Genomic DNA, 1,645 nt, shown 5'->3' with positions numbered 1-1,645 from the left:
GAGGCCTCCGACGCGGGCGCGATCGTCACGGTCTCGAGCGTCTCCGGGCGCGAGATCGACTTCGCCGCCGGGCCCTACGGCACGATGAAGAGCGCGATCGTGCACTACACGCAGGGGCTGGCCCACCAGCTGGCCGGCCGGGTGCGGGCCAACACCGTCTCCCCCGGCAACGTGTACTTCCCGGGCGGGGTGTGGGAGTCGATCGAGCAGGGCGACCCGGACCTGTACAACCACGCGCTCTCGCTCAACCCCACCGGCCGGATGGCCCGGCCCGACGAGGTCGCCCGGGCGGTCGCGTTCCTCGCGAGCCCCGCGGCGTCGTTCGTCAGCGGGACGAACCTGGTCGTGGACGGAGCGCTGACGCGCGGCGTCCAGCTCTAGGTGCGCTGCGGGCCGAAGAGGAGCGTGACCACGGCCTGCGCGGCCGCCCCGACCACGTCGACGGCGGCCACCACGCCGCGGGCGGTCCAGTCCACGACGACCGCCACGCCGCGGCGGGCCGCGTCCCCGGCCCGTGCCCACGCCGACGGCGCGTCGGTGACGCGGGCCGGGAGGTCGCGGCGGGCCGGGACCAGCGCGGTGGACGTCGCCGGTGCGCGCCGGGCCTCGCCGGGCCGGGAGGCCGCCGCCCCGGGTGCCGCGGCGCGCCGCCGCGGGAGGAGCGGGCCGACGTGCGGATGACGCGGCGCGGGGACGTCGGCCCAGAAGAGCGCCGGACCCTCGCCGAACCGGGCGATGGCCGCCGCCTCCCCCGCCACGAGCCCGGACCGGTCGCGGGGCGCGTCCGGTTCGCGCGGCCTCGACGGGTCGGCGTCCCCGGGCGCCTCGTCCGGCTCGTCGGTCATGGCCACCTCTCGGCGTCTCGTCCTCCGCGGGCGGGCATCAGTGTCACCCACGAGAAGGAGCCGGGCACGCCGCTCGCCGCATGTTTCCATCCGGTCACGGAGCACACGGACCAACCCCTGTAGCCGAGTCCTCCTCCCGCCGTTGCTCACTCACGGGATCGCCTGGCCACCGTGTGGGCCCGGTGAGCCCGCCGGTCACCGCATCGGTCACCGTTCGTCGCCGAGTGGGTGCAGGTCGCCACGAGCGTCACGGGAGCGCTGCGGTGCAGTGACCGGAACGTGATCCAATCGGGCCGGAGCTCGCGAGGGTGCCGGCAGCGGACGCGGGAGGTGGAGCGGTGGCGGGTGCACATTCCCGGTCGTCGCACCGCGAGCGCTCGCACGCCGCCGACGACGTCGAGACGTCGCGCCGCGATCCCGAGGGCTCCGACCTCGACCGCGACTACGGCGAGATCTTCCGGGCGCGCCCCGCCGACGACCCGGCGCCGCCGTCACCGCCCGTCGGCCTCCCCACCGCCTTCTCGTCGTCGTCGTTCCGCGCGCAGGGCCCGGGTCGCGAGGCCGCGTCGTGGTCCGGCCGGGTGGGCACTGGCCGGTCGACCGCTCTCCCCCCGCCGCCGCCCGCGCCGCCGGGTGCGCGCCCCGGCGCCGGCGACACCGGGGCGACGCAGACCGGCTCGGCCCGCCCGGGCACGTTCCCGGTGGCGCCCCGCGCGCCGCACTCGCTCTCCGGCCCGCAGGCGCTCGCCGTCCCGCCCGCCGCGCCGGCCCGCCCCGCGCCACCGGCCGCCCGTCCGGGC

At 78.1% G+C, this 1,645-nt stretch carries 2 protein-coding genes and 1 pseudogene; 2 read left to right on the top strand and 1 reads right to left on the bottom strand.

Going from position 1 to position 1,645, the window contains the following annotated elements; all coding sequences use genetic code 11:
- Positions 1-381 (top strand): SDR family NAD(P)-dependent oxidoreductase (locus AC0CYZ_RS25280; RefSeq protein WP_472220469.1); only part of this gene is annotated, 381 nt, incomplete at its 5' end.
- Here AC0CYZ_RS25280 and AC0CYZ_RS25275 read toward each other — a convergent pair.
- Entirely contained in the window at positions 378-845 is a 468-nt protein-coding gene (locus tag AC0CYZ_RS25275) for a hypothetical protein (protein WP_472220467.1), read from the bottom strand. The two genes, AC0CYZ_RS25280 and AC0CYZ_RS25275, sit on opposite strands and share 4 nt — an antisense overlap.
- A gap of 338 nt (positions 846-1,183) precedes the next feature.
- On the opposite strand from AC0CYZ_RS25275, the pseudogene AC0CYZ_RS25270 reads away from it, so the two are divergent.
- Positions 1,184-1,645 (top strand): annotated as a pseudogene (locus AC0CYZ_RS25270) (hypothetical protein); the annotation flags it as partial.

The organism is Actinomycetospora sp., assembly GCF_055612215.1.
The sequence above is the reverse complement of the archived record's forward strand: the minus strand, read 5'-3'. Positions and strand labels throughout refer to the sequence as shown.

Coding starts and splice junctions, on each gene's coding strand:
- AC0CYZ_RS25275 (WP_472220467.1), bottom strand. CDS start 845: ATGACCGACGAGCCGGACGAGGCGCCCGGGGACGCCGACCCGTCGAGG.